Source organism: Patiriisocius hiemis (genome assembly GCF_031846325.1).
GTDB classification, from domain to species: Bacteria; Bacteroidota; Bacteroidia; order Flavobacteriales; family Flavobacteriaceae; genus Patiriisocius_A; species Patiriisocius_A hiemis.
The window spans coordinates 175,559-196,936 of record NZ_JAVRHZ010000003.1; the positions used below are offsets into that span (position 1 = coordinate 175,559).

A 21,378-nucleotide genomic window follows, 5' to 3' on the forward strand; every position below is an offset into this window, starting at 1 on the left:
CTCTTCTTAAGAGAAAAGGTTTAAAATAATTTTTTATCCTCCTATTCTAATTTTAAAACTATTTCCATCTCCTCTTCTACTATCACTTTGAAAACGTTCCATCATCTCTTGGGATTTCTTTTCTTGTATTTCATTAAAGGCCTCTTGTGTCACTTCCTTTCCTTTAGACGGTTCCTCTATAACTATTTCTTTTTCTGGGTTTAATACAATTTTCGAGCATAAAATAGTCATGTCACCATCTGTAACTTCAAGAATTAATCCTGGTAACCCCCAATGTCTTCCTGGACCATGCTGTAAAGGTATATCTAGAGTATACCAAGCATTTGTAACACGTTGCTTTTTAATTTTAACTATACTATCTGTAGCACTATCAAAGGTTTCTTCTTCTACTTCTCTAGAATATGTAGCTTTAAAACAAGTGTAGTTTCCAATATTTTTAGATTCTTTAGTAAGTTCCCATTCTGGTTTTTCTAGAGTATCCTTAACTAAAAAAGGCTTACTCATTATTTCGGTTTCATCCACGTAGCGATTTTCTTTAATATTTCGGTAAAAATTTTCATTACCACCACTTATAGTAATTTGCATTCCACCTGATGATGCTAAAGGGTCTGGAGTATTTAACCCTTCAACTTCTTTATAAATAGATTCATCTTTAGTAAATGTAAGAGTATATTCTTTCTGAAATTGCTTACGTAATTGTGCCTGTATTTGTTCCTGCATTGCTTCTGTGACGCCATCTCCATCCATTTTCAAATCTACTTTTCGGTTTGTTTTATAGGTTGCTATACCGGAAATCTCTTGCGCAATAAGATTTCCAAGTGATAAACTAAATGCAAGTAAAACGATACTTAGTGTTTTCATAAAAAAATATTTTGGTTGTACTATTATAGACGAAAGTTACAAATTAATGTTTCAAAGGCATAGATTTTGTATCTTGATACCTTATGAAACAGCTTTTTATTTTACTTTTTTTATTTGCACAACTTGGCTATACCCAAGAGTATACTTTTGTAGAAAAAAATGAGCTCCTTGCAGATAGTTTTATAGGAGTAGACAATTATAAAAACACTTATTTTATTAAGGATATGACCCTCCACAAACAAGGAAATGATGGAGACTTCGTTTATGCAAACTTTCAACTTGGGCAGCCTACCATTATAGATATTATAAACCCTTTAAAAGTGATGGTTTTTTATGAATCTTTGAATATTGTTGTTTTTCTTGATAATAAATTAGCTGAAATTGAACGCATTAATTTTAATGAACTCCAAGAATTTGTAAACGTTAGTCATGCAAAAAATGCAGGTAACAATAGACTTTGGATTTTTAACATAGACACTCAACAAATAGAATTATATAATTACCGAAATAACTCTAAAGTGACCGTTTCGCAGCCATTTCCTGGAACATTAAATGCCATTACAAGTAATTTTAATTACTGCTACACATTAACCGATTTAAAATTACGTGCATTTAATATCTATGGTAGTATTTTGTTTGAAAAACCCTCAGAAGGGGTTGAAATTATTATACAACTAGACGATGTCCTTTTCTTAATCAAGGACAAAACACTTGTAAGTGTCCCAAAAAGTGATGAAGAAGTTAAAACTTATAAACTACCCGAAATTACTATAAAAGACTTGCACCTTACCCAAGATTTCATGTATATTTATGACGGTACAAATTTACATACTTATACACTAACCCAACCAAAGAAGTAAGATTTATGCACGTCGCTATTGCAGGAAATATAGGCTCTGGAAAAACCACACTAACTCGCTTACTAGCAAAACATTATAAATGGAAAGCCCATTTTGAAGAAGTAGATGATAATCCCTATCTGGATGATTTCTATAACCAGATGGCACGTTGGTCTTTTAACCTACAAATCTATTTTTTAAATAGTAGATTCCGTCAAATCTTAGATATTAGAAAAAGTGGTAAGGATATAATTCAAGATCGCACTATTTACGAAGATGCTTACATTTTTGCCCCTAACCTCCATGCAATGGGGTTAATGACCAATAGAGATTTTGAAAATTATCGCTCTCTTTTTGATCTTATGGAAAGTGTAACAGAAGGTCCTGATTTGTTAATTTACCTAAGAAGCTCAATTCCTAATCTTGTAAAACAAATACATAAGAGAGGACGCGATTACGAAAACTCCATAAGTATTGATTATTTAAGCCGTTTAAATGAGCGCTACGAAGCTTGGATACATGAGTATAATAAAGGCAACCTTATTATTCTTGATGTAGATGACCTTGATTTTGTTGACAACCCAGAACATCTTGGAGATGTTATTAATAGGATTGATGCAGAGCTTGGAGGCCTTTTTAAACCTTAACAATAAAAAAACACACTTATTTTTATTAATACCCTTACTTTGTACTAAATTATCTAAAAGTACAGATGGGTAAATTATATTCTTCAAAATATTACCATAGAGATTTATCATGGCTACGCTTTAATCACCGTGTCTTGCAAGAAGCCGCAGATACTAGAAACCCTTTATATGAACGCATAAAGTTTTTAGCCATATTTTCTTCAAACTTAGATGAGTTTTTTAAAGTGCGTGTTTCAGATATTAGGCAGGCAAAAAAGATTGAAAAGCCTCTTAGGAAAAAGCTAATTTCAAAACCAAATAAAGTTTTACGAGAGATAAAGAAACAGGTTGATATTCAGCAAGAAGAATTTGGTGAAATTTTTACTTCTGAAATTATTTTGGAATTAGCCAAAGAAAATATTTTCTTGATAAACCACACTAAGTTTAACAGTACCCAAAAATTAGCCGCTCAAAATTATTATGAAGATGTACTAAAAGAAATATTAGAAATTCAAGTATATAATGTTTCAGAAAACAACACTATTTCTATTGAAAACGAAAGCCTATACTTAATAAGCCAGACAGCTAAAAACAAAATTGCTTTTGTAAAAATTCCTGAAAGTGTAGGTAGGTTTTTTGTATTCCCAAAACAATCTGAAAAACATCACATCACATTTATTGATGATATATTAAAATACACCTTAAAGCAAACTCCTCAATTAGAAAGAGACCTTTCTTTTTATGCAATTAAGCTCTCTAAAGATGCAGAATTATACATAGAAGATGAAATATCGGGTAACTTGATGCAAAAAATAAAAGAAGCATTACCTAAAAGAAATACCGGGCAAGCTACACGAGTGTTGATGGATAAGACAACTCCAAAATCTTTAATAGAGCTAGTTTATAAAGCACTTGATATTAATGAAACAGATACTATATTAGGTGGTATCTATCACAATTTTAAAGACTTTTTTAGATTTCCAAATCCAACACTTAAAAAATTAGAGCAAGAACCACTTCCTCCTCTCTCTCATCCATTACTATTAAGTAACAAGTCTGTTTTTGAAACTGTTAGAGAAAAAGACCAGTTGCTACATTTTCCGTATCAAAGTTTTGAACCAGTAATAAAGTTATTAGAAGAAGCAGCAGTAGATTCACTTGTAAGTACAATTAAAATTACTATTTACAGGGCTGCAAAAAAATCTAGATTAAACGATGCTATAGTTACAGCTGCAAAAAATGGTAAAAAAGTAATTGTTTTTATAGAAGCAAAAGCACGATTTGATGAAGAAAACAATTTATACTGGGGAGCAAAGTTTAAAGAAAATGGAGCCACAGTAATCTACAGTTATCCAGATATAAAAGTACACTCTAAGATAATGTACATTGAAAGAAAAATTGATAATAGTAAAGTTGGGTTTGCATATATAGGTACTGGAAATTTTAATGAAAAAACGGCAAAACTTTACACAGATTTTGGGCTCTTAACCACTAAAAAGAAAATAACAAAAGAAATAAATAATGTCTTTTTGGTTTTACAAGGAAAAACTATTGTTCCCAAAAACAAACGTGTATTAGTTTCGCCTTTTACTTCTCGTTTTCGTTTTTCTGAAATGATTCAAACTGAAATCTTACAGGCAAATGAAGGTAAGAAGGCTAAGATTACTTTAAAAATGAATAGCCTCCAAGATAAAGAAATGATTAGGCTACTGTACAAAGCAAGTAATGCGGGTGTAGAAATACGCTTACTTATAAGAGGTATTTGTTGTTTAGTACCTGGTATAAAAAACCAAAGCGAAAATATCTATATCACAAGTATTCTAGACAGATATCTAGAACATGGACGTATTTATATTTTTGAAAATGGAGGTGAAGAAAAAATTTACATTGGGTCTGCAGATTGGATGACCCGAAACCTAAGTCATCGTATAGAAGTTATAGCTCCTGTTCTTGACGAAGATCACAAAAAAACAATTAAGGATCTTATTGAACTTCAAATTAATGATACTGTGAAAGCTAGAATTATTGATGCGGAGCAAAGCAATAAATATGTTGCAAAAAATGGTGAGAATATACAGTCTCAAATAGAAACCTACAACTACTTTAAGACAAAAAATCCTGAGTAGTTATACTCAGGATTTTTAAATTTTAATCTAGTAAAAAAGTTTAATTTTCCTCTACTTCTTCAATAACCTCTTTCACCACTTTCTTTGAAGCACTTTTTGCTTCCATATCTTTTAGAGCATCTACTTGTGCTTTTACTTCAGCTTCAGTTCCTCTAAATTCTTTTTCTTCGGTAGTTGTTTCACCATCAACTGTAGTTTCAATAGTTACAGCAGCAATACTTTCATCCCCTTCAGAAGACATTTCTACTTTAATTTCTTTTGAAACTTCAGACATGTCTGCTTCTACAACTTGTTTTGCTTGTTTGTCTGTTAATAATGTTTTGTTACCATCTTCGTCAATAAAGTACATCTCTTCAGAAGTATTCATTGCTTCGTCATGGCTTCCAGTATGCCCACCAAGTATTGGAGCAATTACAAGACCTACAAGACATGTTAGTTTTATTAAGATATTCATTGAAGGTCCAGAAGTATCTTTAAATGGATCACCCACAGTATCACCTGTTACGGCAGCTTTATGAGCATCACTTCCCTTGTAAGTCATTTCTCCATTAATCATTACACCTGCTTCAAAAGATTTCTTAGCGTTATCCCAAGCTCCACCAGCGTTGTTCTGGAAAATAGCCCACATTACACCACTTACACATACACCAGCCATGTAACCTCCTAGTGGTTCAGCTCCAAATAATAATCCAATAACAATTGGAGTAATAATGGTAAGTAAACCAGGTAATAACATTTCTTTTAATGCCGCTTTTGTAGAGATATCTACACATTTTGCATATTCTGGAGTTCCCGTCCCTTCCATAATACCAGGAATCTCTTTAAACTGGCGACGTACTTCCTGTACCATCTCCATAGCTGCTTTACCCACAGATTTCATAGCCATGGCAGAGAATACAACAGGAATCATACCTCCTACAAATAACATTGCTAGTACATCTGCACGGAAAATGTTTATACCATCAATTCCAGTAAAAGTTACATAGGCAGCAAATAAAGCCAATGCTGTTAATGCTGCAGAAGCAATAGCAAATCCTTTACCAACTGCTGCAGTTGTATTTCCTACTGAATCTAAAATATCTGTACGCTCACGAACATGAGGTTCTAATTCACTCATTTCTGCTACACCACCTGCGTTATCTGCAATTGGTCCAAAAGCATCTATCGCTAACTGCATTGCAGTAGTTGCCATCATAGCAGAAGCGGCTAGTGCAACTCCATAAAATCCTGCTAGCTCATAAGAACCATAAATAGCTGCTGCAAATAAAATTACAGAGGCAAATGTAGAATACATCCCTACAGATAATCCAGCAATAATATTTGTTGCGGCTCCAGTTGAAGAATTCTCAACAATGTCCATTACTGGTTTCTTACCTAAAGAAGTATAGTAAGCAGTTACCATAGAAATTAAAGCTCCTACAGCTAAACCGATACATGCTGACCAAAATACATTGATAGAAGCTACCTCAACAACACCTTCTCCAAAAAACTTCATCTCCATGGTTGCCGGAAGCATCCAATCTATTAAGAAATAACTTGCAATTAATGTTATTATAATTGCAGCCCAATTACCTCTATCTAATGCAGCTTGCACCTTAGATTCTTTTGCATCATTATTTTTAATACTTACTAAAAATGTTCCAATAATAGAAGCTAATATTCCAACACCAGCAATTACTAGTGGTAATAAGATAGGTCCCATATTATTAAAAGCATCTGTAAACTGTGCTCCTACAGACATATCTCTAATCACATAGTTCCCTAATACCATTGCTGCTAGAACAGTTGCAACGTAAGAACCAAATAAATCGGCTCCCATACCTGCTACATCTCCAACATTATCACCTACGTTATCTGCGATTGTTGCAGGATTACGAGGGTCATCTTCTGGAATACCTGCCTCTACTTTACCTACTAAATCTGCACCAACATCTGCTGCCTTTGTATAAATACCTCCACCTACACGTGCAAATAAAGCAATAGACTCTGCTCCTAAAGAGAATCCAGCTAAGGCTTCAAGTACAATTGTCATGTTATCATAAAAAGAACCTTCTTGACCCATGAATTGTCCCATGAAGAATAAGAAAAATAAACTAAGGCCTAAAACTGCTAATCCAGCAACTCCAAGTCCCATTACTGTACCACCACCAAAAGATACTTTTAAGGCTTGTGGTAAGGATGTTTTTGCGGCTTCTGCGGTTCTAGCATTTGCTTCGGTAGCAATACGCATCCCAATATTTCCTGCTAGAGCCGAAAAGATAGCCCCAAAAATAAATGCAGGAACAATCATCCAACTCGTAGATTCTACCATAGTAGATACTAAGAATAAAAGTCCTGAAGCAATAATTGCGAAAATTACAAGGAGTCTGTATTCAGCAGATAAAAATGCTAAAGCTCCTTCTTTAATACTTTTTGAGATAGATTGCATACGCTCATTTCCTGCGCTTTGCTTTTTTACCCAACTCATTTTAATAAGCATAAATAACAATCCAAGGACTGCTAATGCGATTGGTACATAAATAATGTTTTGTTCCATATTTTTGTATTGATTGTTAATGAAATGCTAAAAAATAGCTGGGCAAAAGTAGTAAAATAAGGTATAAAAGAAAAGCCCTCTTTACAATATAAAAAAGGGCTAAAATAGTATGGTCTATAAGTCTAAGTTAAATACTAAACTCTCCTCTACTTTTATGCTTACTTGTATCGTAACGTTCAATACATTTATTAAGTATATCATAGGCTTCGGCAGCGTTGCCCCATCCTCCTACATCTACTCTCTTTTTTTCTAAATCTTTATACACTTGGAAAAAGTGTGTAATTTCCTTTTTTCTATGAGGATTTAGGTCTTCAATATCCTGATAGCTATTCCAGATTGGGTCACTTACTGGTACGCATACTAATTTTTCATCAGGTCCTTTTTCATCTGCCATATGGAATACACCAATAGGTTTGACCTCCATCACGCACATTGGAAATGTAGGCTCTGTTCCCATTACCAATACATCTAGTGGATCACCATCAAGTGCTAAAGTTTCTGGAATAAACCCATAATCTCCTGGATACATCATAGAAGAAAACAACATACGATCAAATCTAATTTTCTTTAGTTTAAAATCGTATTCGTATTTGTTTCTGCTCCCTTTAGGGATTTCTATTAAAACGTCTATTGTTTTTGTTTTGCTTACTGTCATTTTATTCTTTTGAAAAGGGGTGCAAAGATACTTATCCACTTGAGTATAGGCAAGAAAATATAACTTTATAACTAACTATTTTAAAACTAAGTTATAGATTCATTTAGGAGATATCTTTTTTAGTACCCCTAACTGAAAGCTCCCTAAGAAACCATTAAACCTTAACCTTTTTCCAAGTTCCTTTTTTAAACCAAAGTATTGCAATAATAGCGATAGCAACTTCGGCAATTGCAATTGCCCAAAAAACACCTTTAGGCCCCCAATCAAAGGCAATAGCAGCTAGGTATGCAAAAGGCAATTGAAATAGCCAAAAGCAGAAAAAGTTAATAATCGTAGGTGTTTTGGTATCTCCTGCACCGTTAAAAGCATTGGTAACTGTCATCCCGTAGGCATAAAAAACGTAACCAGCAGTCACAATTTGCAAACTAATTGCCCCGTAATACACCACATCTGGTGCATTACTAAACCACCCTACTATAGTTGTTGCGAAGAGTAAATAAGCAATAGATACAATTGCCATAAACCATGCATTATATTTACTTGTAATCCAAACAGATTTTTCTGCTCTATCTGGCTGTTTCGCACCTAAATTTTGACCTACCAACGTAGCTGCTGCATTGCTCATTCCCCAAGCAGGTAATAAAGTAAACATCATAATACGTATAGAAATAGTATAACCAGCTAGTACTTCACTACCAAATTCACTCATAATTCTCATTAAAAAAATCCAGCTAGAAGTTCCAATTAGAAATTGCCCTATTCCACCTAAGGAAACCTTAATCATATTAAGCATAACCTTAGCATCTAGCACTAAGTCTTTTAAAGCTAGTTTGATACGAGTAGCACCATAAAAAAGAATGAATAGTTGAAATAATACAGCTGTCCCTCTACCTATGGTAGTTGCAATGGCTGCTCCTGCCACTCCATATTCTGGAACGGGACCCCAACCAAAAATAAAAATGGGATCTAAAATAATATTAAGACCATTAGATAAAAGCAATGCCCACATTGCCATAGAAGCATTTCCTGCTCCTCTAAAAACCGCGTTTATTAAAAATAATAATACAATAGTGATGTTCCCCCCAAAAAGAATTTGAGTATATCTATAACCCTCATCAATTAGAGATTGTTCACCTCCCATAAGTCCTAAAATTTCTTTTGGAAATAAGATTCCAATCACACTTACTATTGCAGCAACCAATACGCCAAGAAATATTACTTGTACGGCTGCTTTGTTAGCACCATTTTTATCTTTCTCACCAATACGCCTTGCCACAATAGCCGTACCTGCCATACTCAAACCTACTGCAACTGCATATACTAATGTTATTACAGATTCTGTAAGACCAATGGTAGCAACGGCATTGGTACTTACTTGAGAAACATAAGCTATGTCTACCAAGGCAAAGATGGACTCCATACACATTTCTAAAATCATAGGTACAGATAGTAGAAAAATTGCCCTTTTTATGCTGCCTTTGGTAAGGTCTATTTGTTCACCTGAAAGCGCTTGCTTAGTTAAACTGAATATTTTTTTTAATGAAGTCATTATCGAAGTTTTTTAATAGTAATAATTAGGTATAGTTGAAACTGCGCTAAAAGATGGCGCATGCTATATTCTGGAGAAAAAATCTAACAGAATAAACTACTGAACAATTATTGCTGACTTCATAATGAGGTAAATATAGTGCTTTTTTGAATTGGTTTTAAAACTCAAATCCAAAAATGCCTGTCACTCCAAACTTTCGTGCACCGGGATTATCAAGGTAGTTACCTCTGAAATTAAAATCTAATCGAAAGATTTTAAATATATTTCCTATTCCAACACTATATTCATAATAAATATCTTCTGGAGCTTGGTATACAATATTTGAGGCATTAAGTGCTATATTTTCTTGAGAAATTTCTCCATAAACAGCTCTAAAACCTATTACTTCTCTTAGATTAAACTTTCGTAAAAAAGGAATTCTAGAAAAGATACGTCCACCAAAATCATGTTGTAAATGAAAAGAAGCATACGTATCACTTACAAATTCATAAAAATCTAACTGATTAAAACTGTTATAAATACTAAATAATGTTTGGTTCCCAGGAATAGGACTTAATAAACTTAAAGGTACGGGATCAAAAATTTTACCTACTTCTACAGTAGTATAGGCTTTTCCAAGTCCTCCTATATTCCATGGTTGAGTATAGAGCCCTTGTAGTTTTGCATATTCAAAATCTCCATCTATAACATCTTTTAAACCATAGGTATATCCCAAATAAATTGTTGGAAAATCACCGTCATTAATGACTGTTCTTTCAACCCCATATCCAGAGGTTTTACGTCTAGGTGTGTAAGTAAATCCAAGTTCTATTTCTGGTTGACTAATAGTGCTTTTAATATTTCCGTCTTCATCAAAATAATCGATACTAAAAGTATCTGTTACAGACTCTAAAGTTCTATGGGAACCTGTTAAACGCACCACAAAATTTTTAGAGGGTTCTACTTCAAACCCAACAGTTGTAAGATTAATACGACTTAACCTATCATTTGCACCTACTGTAATTAGTGAAGAAGAAGCTAAGCTTCTACCCAAAACATCTGTACTTGTAGTTAAACTGGCTCCTGTTTGTTCTACGTCTTTTCTGTGACCACCAAATACATTGAGTCTAGATTTTCGATCTAATTGCCACTTTCCAGAAACACCAAATTTAAAGCGCTGATCTCTAAATCCATACGCCCCAAAAGCTTCTATACGCCACGGATCATTCTGGCTAAAATAGGTTCTACCTCCTAATCTAATTCGGAGTCCTTCTGCTTCATTAAACCCAAAAACAGAAAATACAGGACCAATATCAAAGTTATCTACTTCATAATACCCAGAAGCTAAAACTGCTCCTACATTATACAAGGTTTTAAATCTTGGAACCGTTTTAAGAGTATCAAGCATTTTATAAACACCTTTCTCATCTTTACTAAGTTTTTCAAGACGCCTTGTCTCCCAAAAATCATCAGGACGATTATATACTTCGTATTGGTAAGGGTCTACTTGTTCTTTATAAAAGTCTTTACTTTTTTGTTTATCAAAATCGTAGTTATCGTATAAAGTAGTTCGCTTTCCGTAAACTCCTCTTGCCCCTTCTTTTTTCCTAAGACTAAAATCACTTAAAAAGTAATCACGTGTAAGTAGAAAAATAGAGTCATTTAACACATCAAACTCTTGTTCTATATAAACTTCACGCACCCAATTCACATTAGCACTTTTTGAGGCTTGAAGGTTAATTTCTTTAATTGCCCAGGTACTATCATTTACCCAAAAATCTCCTTTAAAAGTCAATTCATTCTTACGTCTTGGGTAATACACAATATTGTAACACCATTTATTATCTCTAAAGGCACTATCTAATAAAACGTAATTATAAACGTCAATTCCAGTTTTTGAAAGTGGGCTAGTAAAAGACTTGTCAAAGAATTTTAAATAATTATCATATACGTCATATTCTTTATACAAATCCTTTACAAAAGCAATAAGCGTATTATTATTTTCAAATCCAGAGTTTTTATTTCCTTCAAGAATTTCTTTTTCCTCATCAAGCAGATTGTCTCCATACACTTTAGAAAAAGCTTCATTAATAAAAATAGGCAGATAAGTATTTCCTGTCACATTTGAAGTATCTACTTGATCAAAGACAAACTCCATCCCCTTAAATATTCTATTTTTGATAAGGGCGCTATCTATGGTATTTAAATCAAATTCGAGTTTTTCATACTTATCATATGAATACTGATTAAACTTTTTGACTCCATTCTCTCTACGGTTCTCCCAGATTTTCCGGAGAATGTCTAAAGCTGGGTTATTTTTTTTTGAAGTCTTCCCACTATAGACTACTACTTCATCTAATGCAGCCGTTTCTTCTTCTAAAGTTATTTCAATGTTGTATGTGGTTTTTTCAGTAAGTGTTAGCTCTTTTTCTGCATATCCAATGAAAGAAAAAATTAAGGTAGTATAGGTATCATCACTCTCTAGATAGAATCTACCTTCTTCATTAGTAATAGTACCTTCGTTAGAATCTTTAAAAATAACATTAGCAAAGGCAACGGGTTCACCAAAATTATCTTTTACAATACCGCTTACCTTAGTTTGTCCAAAAAGTAGTAGGGGAAATAGTAAAAATCCAAGTAGGAGTTTCTTCATAAGTAGGTAAACGTAGTCTGTTGATAAAAATTTTAATGCACAAATAGTGTTCCAGTTTCTATAGTAAAGAAACAAGAATTTTAAGCAGACTATTCTTTATACATTACTTTTTTAACCGCCTTAATAACATCATTACTATTAGGCAGCCATTCCTCCAGTAAAACAGGTGAATAGGGCGCAGGAGTATCTGCTGTGTTCAATTTTACAATTGGTGCGTCTAAATAATCAAAAGCTTGGCTTTGCACTTGGTACGTGATTTCTGTGGCTACATTTCCAAAAGGCCATGCTTCCTCTAAAACTACTAACCTATTAGTCTTCTTAACTGATTCTATAATTGCTTTATGGTCCATAGGACGTACTGTGCGAAGATCTAAAATTTCACATTCTATTCCTTCTTTAGCTAATTCTTCTGCAGCTTTGTAGGCTTCTTTTATAATTTTTCCGAAGGAAACAATAGTTACATCTTCTCCTTTACGCTTAATATCTGCAACTCCCAAAGGAATTAAATACTCTCCTTCTGGAACTTCTCCTTTATCACCATACATTTGCTCACTTTCCATGAAGATTACAGGGTCATCATCTCTAATGGCACTTTTAAGCAATCCTTTTGCATCTGCAGGGTTACTTGGTACCACTACTTTTAAACCAGGGCAGTTTGCATACCAACTTTCAAAAGCTTGAGAATGCGTTGCAGCTAGCTGTCCAGCAGAAGCTGTAGGCCCTCTAAAAACCATAGGGATATTAAGCTGCCCACCACTCATTTGGCGCATTTTTGCGGCATTATTTATAATTTGATCAATCCCTACCAAAGAGAAATTAAAGGTCATAAACTCAATAATAGGTCTATTTCCATTCATTGCACTACCTACACCAATACCAGCAAAACCAAGTTCAGAAATAGGTGTGTCAATCACACGTCTTTCGCCAAACTCATCTAACATTCCTTTACTTGCTTTATAGGCTCCATTGTATTCTGCAACCTCCTCGCCCATTAAGTAAATACTTTCGTCTCGGCGCATTTCTTCGCTCATTGCTTCACAAACTGCTTCTCTAAATTGTAGTGTTTTCATCTATTCTATAACTCTAAAAAATGGAATAACTCGTTATTTTTTTCTTCTGAAAAGATAATTCTTGAAAGAAGAATAACAAAAATAACACTTTAAATAGTATAGGTATATAAAAAAATAAGTTTCTATAAAATTTACTATGCATGCATAGTAAATTTTATTTATATTACGTATCTTTGCTAGCCGTTATTTGAAGCTTTAAAATTCGAGTTTCATTTAATTCGCAATAGATGTTTAACTTTTAAAAGATACCCGTTTTGCGGGCAATGCTATGAAGATATTAGTATGTATAAGTCATGTACCCGACACTACATCAAAAATTAATTTTACAGATGGCGACACAAAGTTTGATACCAATGGTGTTCAATTTGTAATTAATCCCAATGATGAGTTTGGATTAACTAGAGCCATGTGGTTTAAAGAAAAGCAAGGAGCACAAGTCCATGTTGTAAATGTAGGAGGACCAGAAACTGAACCTACCCTGCGTAAAGCACTTGCTATTGGAGCTGACGAGGCTATTAGAATAAATACTCCTGCTACAGATGGTTTTTCAGTTGCTAAACAATTAGCTGCTGTAGTAAAAGAAGGTGGTTATGATTTAGTTATTGGAGGCCGTGAATCTATAGACTACAATGGTGGGATGGTACCAGGCATGGTAGCTAAAATTATAGGGGCTAACTTTGTTAACACTTGTATTAGCTTAGAAATAGAAGGAACAGACGCAACAGCTATAAGAGAAATTGATGGTGGTAAAGAAACTGTAAAAACAGCATTGCCATTAGTTGTTGGAGGACAAAAAGGATTAGTAGAAGAAAGTGATTTGCGTATTCCTAATATGAGAGGAATTATGCAGGCAAGAAGCAAACCATTAACGGTAAAAGACCCGGTTGATGCTAATGCAGAAACTACTGCTGTATCCTTTAAAAAACCTGCTCCAAAAGGTGCAGTTAAGCTTGTGGATAACGTAGATGATTTAATAGACTTATTACACAACGAAGCAAAAGTGATTTAACAATCCTAAAAAAAGAAAAAAAATGTCAGTATTAGTATATACAGAATCAGAAAATAATACATATAAAAAAGTAGCTTTTGAAGCTGTTTCTTATGCAAAAGGAATTGCAGAAATGTTAGGAACTTTGGTTACAGCTGTTGCTGTTAACGGAGGTGACTCTTCTCAACTTGGAAAATATGGAGCCGACAAAGTACTAGAAGTTTCTAATGAAGCTTACAACAAGTTTAATGCAGAAACATACGCAAGCATTGTTGCAGAAGCTGCAAAACAAGAAAGTGCTAACGTAGTTGTTTTAACCTCTAGTGCAAACTCTAAGTTTATGGCCCCTCTTGTAGCTGTAAATCTTGAGGCAGGTTATGTTGCCAATGTAACAGAACTTCCAGAAAGTACATCTCCTTTTAAAGTAACACATAGTGTGTTTACCAACAAAGCATTTGCATCTACAGAAATTAAAACAGATGTCAAGATAATTGGGTTAGCCAAAAACGCGTATGGCTTAAAAGAAAATCAAGCAGCAGCAGCAGCTGAAACTTATACCCCTAATATTTCAGAAAATAATGGAGTTGAAGTAGTCTCAGTTGATAAGGCAACAGATAAAGTAACTATTGCAGATGCAGAAATCGTAGTATCTGGTGGACGTGGTCTTAAAGGACCTGAAAACTGGGGAATGATAGAAGAGCTTGCAGAAACTTTAGGTGCTGCTACAGCTTGCTCAAAACCCGTAAGTGATATGGGTTGGCGACCTCATAGCGAACACGTAGGGCAAACAGGAAAACCAGTTGCTTCTAATCTATACATTGCAATAGGTATTAGTGGCGCCATCCAACACCTTGCTGGTATTAATGCATCAAAAGTAAAAGTTGTAATTAATACAGATGAAGAAGCACCTTTCTTTAAAGCTGCAGATTACGGTATTGTTGGTGATGCATTTGAGTTTGTACCACAACTAAATGAAAAATTAAAAGCCTTTAAAGCTCAAAACGCATAATTTTTGTTAATTTGTGCCTTTGATAAAGGGCTGTTTAAATTAGTATCTAAACAACCTAATTTAAACAGCCTTTTTTAATTTTATTTGCATTAGATTTAATGAGTTTAGTAAAACTGAACATAAAAGGAATATCTTATAGCCAAACACAAAATGGTGCTTATGCGCTCATTTTAAGTGAAGAAGTAGGTGACAGAAAATTACCTATTGTGATTGGTGCTTTTGAGGCACAGTCTATCGCCATAGCGCTAGAAAAAGAAATTACACCTCCCCGCCCATTAACGCATGATTTGTTTAAAAACTTCTCAGATAGATTTCATATTAAAGTAAAGCAAGTTATTATTCACAAACTAGTAGACGGAGTTTTTTATTCTAGTATTATTTGTGAAAGAGATGAAATTGAAGAAATTATTGATGCCAGAACGAGTGATGCTATTGCACTAGCTCTTCGGTTTAAAGCTCCTATTTTTACGTATAAAAATATTCTTGATAAAGCAGGTATTCAGCTTAAAAATACACCTAAGAAAAAAAGCAGAAAACAATCACAAAAAGAAGATGCTGTTATCGAAGAGTTGATTACTGGAGATCCCACACCGTCAAGTAGCTCAAAAGAAGATTATACCACATTTACTATAAAAGAATTAAACCAAATGCTTGATGAAGCTGTTGCTAATGAAGATTATGAAAAAGCGGCTAGTATTCGAGATGAAATTTCAAAAAGGTCGTAAATGCAACACCATTATTATTCAGTACTTAAAAAAATAGGTGTGCTTTACCTATTTGTTTTTATCTTTTTAGGAAGTTTTCAAAATTCAATAGCACAGAGTATTGAAAAAGATTGGAATTTTTCTAGCATCACAGACTCCCTTGGGAACAATCTATTTGAGATAGATGAAAATGATACTTTTTCACTTTCAGAAGGAGTTTTTTCATATAACTTGAAAGCGAAAGATAGTCTAAAAGCTTATGGAGACTATATATATCAAAATAATCTATTAGTTCTTTTCTATAACCAGCCTAACGACACCATTAGAAGGTATAGAGTGACTTCACTCACCGAGAGCAGTTTAGTATTTTCTGAAAATAATATTAGCTACTCTTTTTCAGCTCCAACCCAAACTGAGCTTACCGAAGTTGTCCTAGATGATGACGAAAAAACATCGTTAGCATTAGACCCAAACCAGGGGTTAGGTTTTAGCCTGCAAAGTATTGCAAGAGGTGCTTTAGGAATGGTATTCTTGCTTTTTGTTTGTTATTTATTAAGCAGCAACAGACGTAAAATAAATTGGAGATTAGTCCTTACTGGGTTAGCACTACAATTAGTTTTTGCCATCTTAGTACTTAAAGTACCTTTTGTTGCAACCGTTTTCGATTGGATAAGTGACAAAGTAGTTACCTTTTTAAATTTTAGTGAAAAAGGTGCTGAGTTTTTATTTGGAGGTCTGGTAACAGATATGGACTCTTTTGGATACATTTTTGCCTTTAAAGTATTACCCACTATTGTTTTCTTTTCGGCATTTACTTCGTTATTATATTACTTAGGTATTTTACAATTATTTGTTAAGGCATTTGCTTGGGTAATGAGTAAAACTATGCGTTTAAGTGGAGCCGAAAGTCTAGCTGCCGCTGCCAATATTTTTATAGGTCAAACCGAAGCACCCTTAGTTGTAAAACCATATTTAGACAAAATGACAAAGTCTGAAATGCTTTGTCTTATGGTAGGTGGTATGGCAACCATTGCCGGAGGTGTACTTGCCGCTTTTATTGCCTTTTTAGGTGGCGATAGTGATGCTGAAAAAATAATTTTTGCAAAACACTTATTAACCGCCTCTATAATGTCTGCTCCGGCTGCCATTCTCATTGCAAAAATGTTATATCCAGAAACTGAAGAAGTAAATAGAAAGCTAGATATTTCAAAAGATAAAATTGGTTCTAACATACTAGATGCTATCTCTAGAGGAACTTCAGAAGGAGTAAAACTTGCCGTAAATGTAGGCGCAATGTTATTAGTTTTTACAGCTGTTATGGCAGTATTTAATTGGATAACAGTAGATTTAATTGGAGCACCAACTGGACTTAACGATTTAATTACAAGTAGTACCGATGGTAGGTACGATGGGTTTTCACTTCAATATATTTTAGGAAACATCTTTGCTCCTGTTGCATGGATTATTGGAGTACCTGCCGAAGATATAACAGTAATTGGTCAACTACTTGGAGAAAAAACAATACTAAATGAATTCTTTGCCTATGCCTCTTTAAGTGATTTAAAGCAGGCTGGTGCAATACAAAATTATCGCTCTATAGTAATTGCAACCTATGCATTATGTGGCTTTGCAAACTTTGCTTCTATTGGTATCCAGATTGGAGGTATTGGAGTACTAGCCCCTTCGCAACGTACTACACTAGCAAAATTTGGAATTAAAGCACTTATTGGGGGTACGGTTGCCGCCCTACTTACAGCTACGATTGCTGGGATGTTGATTGGGTAAGCCTAAACAACTGTTTCTGCCCAAATCATAGCATCTTCTATAGTTCGAAAAAAAGAAAAAGAACCGCTATATAATCTTTGTTCAGAAATTGATAAGTGTTTTACAATTTCTAAATCTGAAACAATTGCTACTCCAGCTAATTTTTTTGGGTTAATAACAGAGTAGGCTTCAGGGTCAATATTCGTAAAAAAACTTCGATATGATATAAAAACGTACTGTTCTTGCCCAAAAAAGCTATCAGTTATAGCAAGCAACTCTTTTGCGATTTCCTTGTCAAGTAAATCACATGTTAGATTAAATATTACAAATTTTTTGTAAAAATCTAAAATACCGTAAGGGGTTATACGTTGCTCTATCATTGCAAAAAAATTGCTAACAGCCATGAAGTTAAGAAAAAAGTTAATAACTTATAATAATTCTACTATAGTTTTGTTTATATACCACGGAAGCTTTTTTTAGTTTTATTTTTTGAAAAAGTTGAATATTAAATGATTCCTGTTTTTGCAGGGAATGAGCATGAAACAATACCACGATTTACTACAACACGTTTTAGACAACGGAAACTTTAAAGAAGATAGAACAGGTACCGGAACCAAAAGTGTTTTTGGTTACCAAATGAGATTTGATTTAAGTGAAGGGTTCCCAATGGTAACTACTAAGAAACTTCATTTAAAATCTATTATTTACGAGTTACTGTGGTTTTTAAATGGAGATACAAATATTAAATATCTTCAAGAAAATGGAGTTCGAATATGGAATGAGTGGGCAGATGAAAATGGTGATTTAGGCCCGGTCTATGGTCACCAATGGCGCAATTGGAATAGTGAAGAAATCGACCAGATCTCAGATATCATAAAAACACTTAAAAACAACCCTGATAGTCGTAGGATGCTAGTTAGCGCATGGAATCCTAGCGTAATGCCAAATACAAGTGTCTCTTTTTCAGAAAATGTAGCAAATGGAAAAGCTGCATTACCGCCTTGCCACGCCTTTTTTCAGTTTTATGTTGCTAATAATAAATTATCATGCCAATTGTATCAGCGTAGTGCCGATATTTTTCTCGGTGTTCCTTTTAACATAGCCTCTTATGCATTATTCACTATGATGATGGCACAAGTTTGTGGGTATGAAGCTGGAGACTTTGTGCATACTTTTGGAGATGCCCACATCTACAGTAACCATATGGAACAAGTTGAACTACAACTATCCAGAGAGCCACGCTCTTTACCGAAAATGTTGCTTAATCCAGACGTAAAAGATATCTTTGGCTTCAAATTTGATGACTTTACATTGGTCGATTATAATCCGCATCCGCACATTAAAGGTGCAGTTGCTATTTAAAAATTAAAACCCTACTTATGAAAAATTTAATTATTGTCCTTTCTTTACTTGTGTCTACATCAGTATTTGCTCAAAGAGAATGGGGAAATGTTCAGAAAAATGAAGTAACCCTTAATGAAATTCCACCTATTTGGCCTGGCTGCGAAAAAGGGAACGTAACGGCTAGAAAAGCTTGTTTCAAAAAGAAATTATATGCGCATGTTGCACAAAATTTTAAATACCCAGCAACAGAGTATAAAAACAAAGTACAAGGAAAAGTAATAGTAAGTTTCGTAATTAACGAAAAAGGGCTTGTAGAGATAAAAAGCGTAACAGGTGGAACCAAAGCATTACAGGAAGCTGCTAAACAAAACATAATGGCAATCCCAAAAATGTCGAAACCTGGAATGATGGGAGGAAAACCAAGAGCTATTAAGTACAAAGTACCTTTTAACTTTAAGGTGTAGTACTAGCAATGAAACATAAATATTAGTATCTTTAAAGAGTTGATAAAATCAACTCTTTTTTTATGATTGCAATTAACACATTACAAACGCTTTTTATTGAAACTAGAGCGCGCACCGAAACCCTTTGTAAACCCCTTGAAATTGAAGACTATGTAGTACAGCCTTGTCTAGACGTCTCACCTCCTAAGTGGCATTTGGGGCACACTACTTGGTTCTATGAAGAATTTATTTTAAAGCATCATAAACCCAATTATACTTTATTCCACGAAGATTTTGCTTTTGTCTTTAATAGTTATTACGAAACTATTGGAAAACGAGTTGTTAGAAATGACCGTGGAAATCTCTCGAGACCAAGTGTAGCTAAAGTTTATGACTATATACATTATGTAACTAATGAGTTAAAAGAGCTTCTTGAAAATGAAGTTTCTAAAGAGATTGAACACCTCTTACTTATGGGTATTCATCACGAAAAACAACACCAAGAGTTGCTAATGACAGATATTAAATACATTCTTGGTAATAACCCACTTCTCCCAAAGTACAATGATAGTTTTGTTGAGTATCCTATTCAAAAAGAAAAACAAGATTGGATTACGATAGAAGAAGGCATTTATGAAATAGGGCATACTAATCAAGGTTTTTGCTATGATAATGAGCTAGGAAGACATAAAGTTTTTTTAAACAAATTTTCAATCTCTAACTCGCTTGTTACTAATGGAGAATATATAAACTTTATTGAAGCAGGTGGTTATAAAGATTTTAATTTCTGGCATGCAGATGGTTGGGAATGGGTAAAACAAGAGAAGATGACTCAACCTATGTACTGGCATAAAATTGAAAACGATTGGTATTACTACACACTTCAAGGCTTGAAAAAAGTAGATGCTAGCGCACCTCTTTGTCATATTTCTTATTTTGAAGCTTTTGCCTATGCGCAATGGAAAGGCCATAGACTTCCAACAGAGTTCGAATGGGAAGTTGCCCAAGAAAAATTTAATTGGGGGACACGCTGGGAGTGGACCGAAAGCTCCTATTTACCTTATCCCAATTACAAAAAAGCTCCCGGAGCCATAGGAGAATACAATGGGAAATTTATGGTAAACCAAAAAGTACTTCGAGGAGGGTCTGTCGTAACAGCTGAAAAACATACAAGACCAACCTATAGAAACTTCTTTCAAACTAATTTAAGATGGCAATATACTGGCGTAAGACTCGCTAAATAATACCGACCATCTACTCAAATAATGTAACAAAACACATTGGACAACACATTTAAAAAAGAAGTTCTTGAGGGTTTAACAAGCTTTCCAAAGTATCTTTCTTCAAAATATATTTACGATAAAAAAGGAGACAAGCTCTTTCAGGATATTATGGCAATGCCAGAGTATTATCTTACTAATTGTGAGTTCGAAATTTTAAAAACTCACAAAGAAGCTATAGCCAATGCATTTAATGATACCGAAAAGGGATTTGACTTAATTGAACTTGGTGCTGGAGATGGAAAAAAAACCAAAGTACTATTAAAACACCTTCAAGAAAAAAATGTCAATTACACATATAAACCAATTGATATTAGTCAAAATGCCATAGATAATTTAGTTACAGCACTTTCAAAAGAGATACCAAAAATCCAGGTTGCAGGTGAAAAAGGAGAGTATTTTGAAGTTTTAGAACGCCTTAAAAACTTTAAAGACAGAAAAAAAGTAATTATGGTTTTAGGCTCTAATATTGGAAATCTTCTGCACCCAAAAGCAATCGATTTTTTATCAAAGCTTAAGGATAGTATGAATGAAAACGATTTACTATTTATGGGTTTTGATCAGAAAAAAAATCCACAAACTATACTAGACGCTTATAATGATCTAACTGGAATTACAGAAGCTTTTAATAAAAACTTACTAAACAGAATAAATAAAGAGTTAGGAGGAAACTTTAATCTTGATAATTTTAAACATTGGGAAGTATATGACCCAGAAACGGGTACTGCAAAAAGTTATTTAGTAGCAACAAAAGAGATGCTAGTAACTATAGACTCACTAGACATCACCATTAGTTTTGATGCATGGGAAACAATACATACCGAAATTTCTCAAAAATATAACGACAAAGTTGTGAATTGGCTTGCAAAAGAATCTGGATTACACATTGAGAAAGATTTTACAGACAGTAAAGGGTATTACAAAAACTATTTGTTTAAAAGAAAACAATAAA

The 21,378-nt window shown here is 33.9% G+C and carries 18 protein-coding genes; 11 read left to right on the top strand and 7 right to left on the bottom strand.

Translation table 11 applies throughout. The features are described from left to right. Positions 1-33: 33 nt before the first annotated feature. A complete protein-coding gene (locus tag RM538_RS07625; protein ID WP_311332818.1) occupies positions 34-861 on the bottom strand; it encodes a GLPGLI family protein in 828 nt (275 codons plus the stop codon). A gap of 83 nt (positions 862-944) precedes the next feature. On the opposite strand from RM538_RS07625, the gene RM538_RS07630 reads away from it, so the two are divergent. The 3 genes from RM538_RS07630 to ppk1 all read left to right on the top strand — a co-directional run bounded on the left by RM538_RS07630 (position 945) and on the right by ppk1 (position 4,452). Beyond that, on the top strand, positions 945-1,721 hold the full coding sequence (locus tag RM538_RS07630) for a hypothetical protein (protein ID WP_311332819.1): 777 nt from the start codon (positions 945-947) through the stop codon (positions 1,719-1,721). 5 nt (positions 1,722-1,726) lie between these two features. After that, complete coding sequence (locus tag RM538_RS07635) at positions 1,727-2,347, top strand: deoxynucleoside kinase (RefSeq protein ID WP_311332820.1); 621 nt, start codon at positions 1,727-1,729, stop codon at positions 2,345-2,347. Positions 2,348-2,412: 65 nt separating this feature from the next. Next, positions 2,413-4,452 carry a polyphosphate kinase 1 gene (gene ppk1 / locus RM538_RS07640; RefSeq protein WP_311332821.1) on the top strand — a complete coding sequence of 680 codons (2,040 nt, stop codon included), beginning with the start codon at positions 2,413-2,415 and terminating at the stop codon, positions 4,450-4,452. 40 nt (positions 4,453-4,492) lie between these two features. On the opposite strand, the gene RM538_RS07645 is transcribed toward ppk1, so the two are convergent. The 5 genes from RM538_RS07645 to RM538_RS07665 all read right to left on the bottom strand — a co-directional run bounded on the left by RM538_RS07645 (position 4,493) and on the right by RM538_RS07665 (position 12,894). Further along, complete coding sequence (locus RM538_RS07645) at positions 4,493-6,988, bottom strand: sodium-translocating pyrophosphatase (protein ID WP_311332822.1); 2,496 nt, start codon at positions 6,986-6,988, stop codon at positions 4,493-4,495. Positions 6,989-7,115: 127 nt separating this feature from the next. After that, positions 7,116-7,643, bottom strand: a complete 528-nt coding sequence (locus RM538_RS07650) for an inorganic diphosphatase (protein WP_311332823.1) — start codon at positions 7,641-7,643, stop codon at positions 7,116-7,118. Positions 7,644-7,797: 154 nt separating this feature from the next. Beyond that, a complete protein-coding gene (locus tag RM538_RS07655) occupies positions 7,798-9,192 on the bottom strand; it encodes an MATE family efflux transporter (protein WP_311332824.1) in 1,395 nt (464 codons plus the stop codon). Between the two features lie 157 nt (positions 9,193-9,349). Then, positions 9,350-11,824, bottom strand: coding sequence for a DUF5686 family protein (locus tag RM538_RS07660; protein WP_311332825.1), 2,475 nt, complete (start codon positions 11,822-11,824; stop codon positions 9,350-9,352). Positions 11,825-11,913: 89 nt separating this feature from the next. Further along, the gene (locus tag RM538_RS07665; protein ID WP_311332826.1) at positions 11,914-12,894 is read right to left on the bottom strand and encodes a pyruvate dehydrogenase complex E1 component subunit beta; all 981 of its coding nucleotides are present in this window, start codon (positions 12,892-12,894) and stop codon (positions 11,914-11,916) included. Positions 12,895-13,162: 268 nt separating this feature from the next. Between RM538_RS07665 and RM538_RS07670 the strand changes: the two genes are divergently transcribed. The 4 genes from RM538_RS07670 (at position 13,163) to RM538_RS07685 (ending at position 17,380) form a co-directional block, all read left to right on the top strand. Continuing rightward, a complete protein-coding gene (locus tag RM538_RS07670; RefSeq protein WP_311332827.1) occupies positions 13,163-13,903 on the top strand; it encodes an electron transfer flavoprotein subunit beta/FixA family protein in 741 nt (246 codons plus the stop codon). Between the two features lie 22 nt (positions 13,904-13,925). Next, on the top strand, positions 13,926-14,891 hold the full coding sequence (locus RM538_RS07675; RefSeq protein ID WP_311332828.1) for an electron transfer flavoprotein subunit alpha/FixB family protein: 966 nt from the start codon (positions 13,926-13,928) through the stop codon (positions 14,889-14,891). A 98-nt stretch (positions 14,892-14,989) separates the two neighbouring features. Next, on the top strand, positions 14,990-15,616 hold the full coding sequence (locus RM538_RS07680) for a bifunctional nuclease domain-containing protein (protein WP_311332829.1): 627 nt from the start codon (positions 14,990-14,992) through the stop codon (positions 15,614-15,616). Beyond that, positions 15,617-17,380, top strand: a complete 1,764-nt coding sequence (locus RM538_RS07685) for a nucleoside transporter C-terminal domain-containing protein (protein WP_311332830.1) — start codon at positions 15,617-15,619, stop codon at positions 17,378-17,380. 2 nt (positions 17,381-17,382) lie between these two features. Here the strand turns inward: RM538_RS07685 and RM538_RS07690 are convergent, their stop codons facing one another. Next, positions 17,383-17,763 carry a hypothetical protein gene (locus RM538_RS07690; protein WP_311332831.1) on the bottom strand — a complete coding sequence of 127 codons (381 nt, stop codon included), beginning with the start codon at positions 17,761-17,763 and terminating at the stop codon, positions 17,383-17,385. Between the two features lie 133 nt (positions 17,764-17,896). Between RM538_RS07690 and RM538_RS07695 the strand changes: the two genes are divergently transcribed. The 4 genes from RM538_RS07695 to RM538_RS07710 all read left to right on the top strand — a co-directional run bounded on the left by RM538_RS07695 (position 17,897) and on the right by RM538_RS07710 (position 21,377). Further along, positions 17,897-18,721: a thymidylate synthase gene (locus tag RM538_RS07695; RefSeq protein ID WP_311332832.1), complete on the top strand. Its 825-nt coding sequence runs from the start codon at positions 17,897-17,899 to the stop codon at positions 18,719-18,721. A 17-nt stretch (positions 18,722-18,738) separates the two neighbouring features. Further along, entirely contained in the window at positions 18,739-19,167 is a 429-nt protein-coding gene (locus tag RM538_RS07700; protein ID WP_311332833.1) for an energy transducer TonB, read from the top strand. A gap of 62 nt (positions 19,168-19,229) precedes the next feature. After that, a complete protein-coding gene (egtB, locus tag RM538_RS07705) occupies positions 19,230-20,390 on the top strand; it encodes an ergothioneine biosynthesis protein EgtB (protein ID WP_311332834.1) in 1,161 nt (386 codons plus the stop codon). A 36-nt stretch (positions 20,391-20,426) separates the two neighbouring features. After that, entirely contained in the window at positions 20,427-21,377 is a 951-nt protein-coding gene (locus tag RM538_RS07710) for an L-histidine N(alpha)-methyltransferase (protein WP_311332835.1), read from the top strand. Position 21,378: the final 1 nt, after the last annotated feature.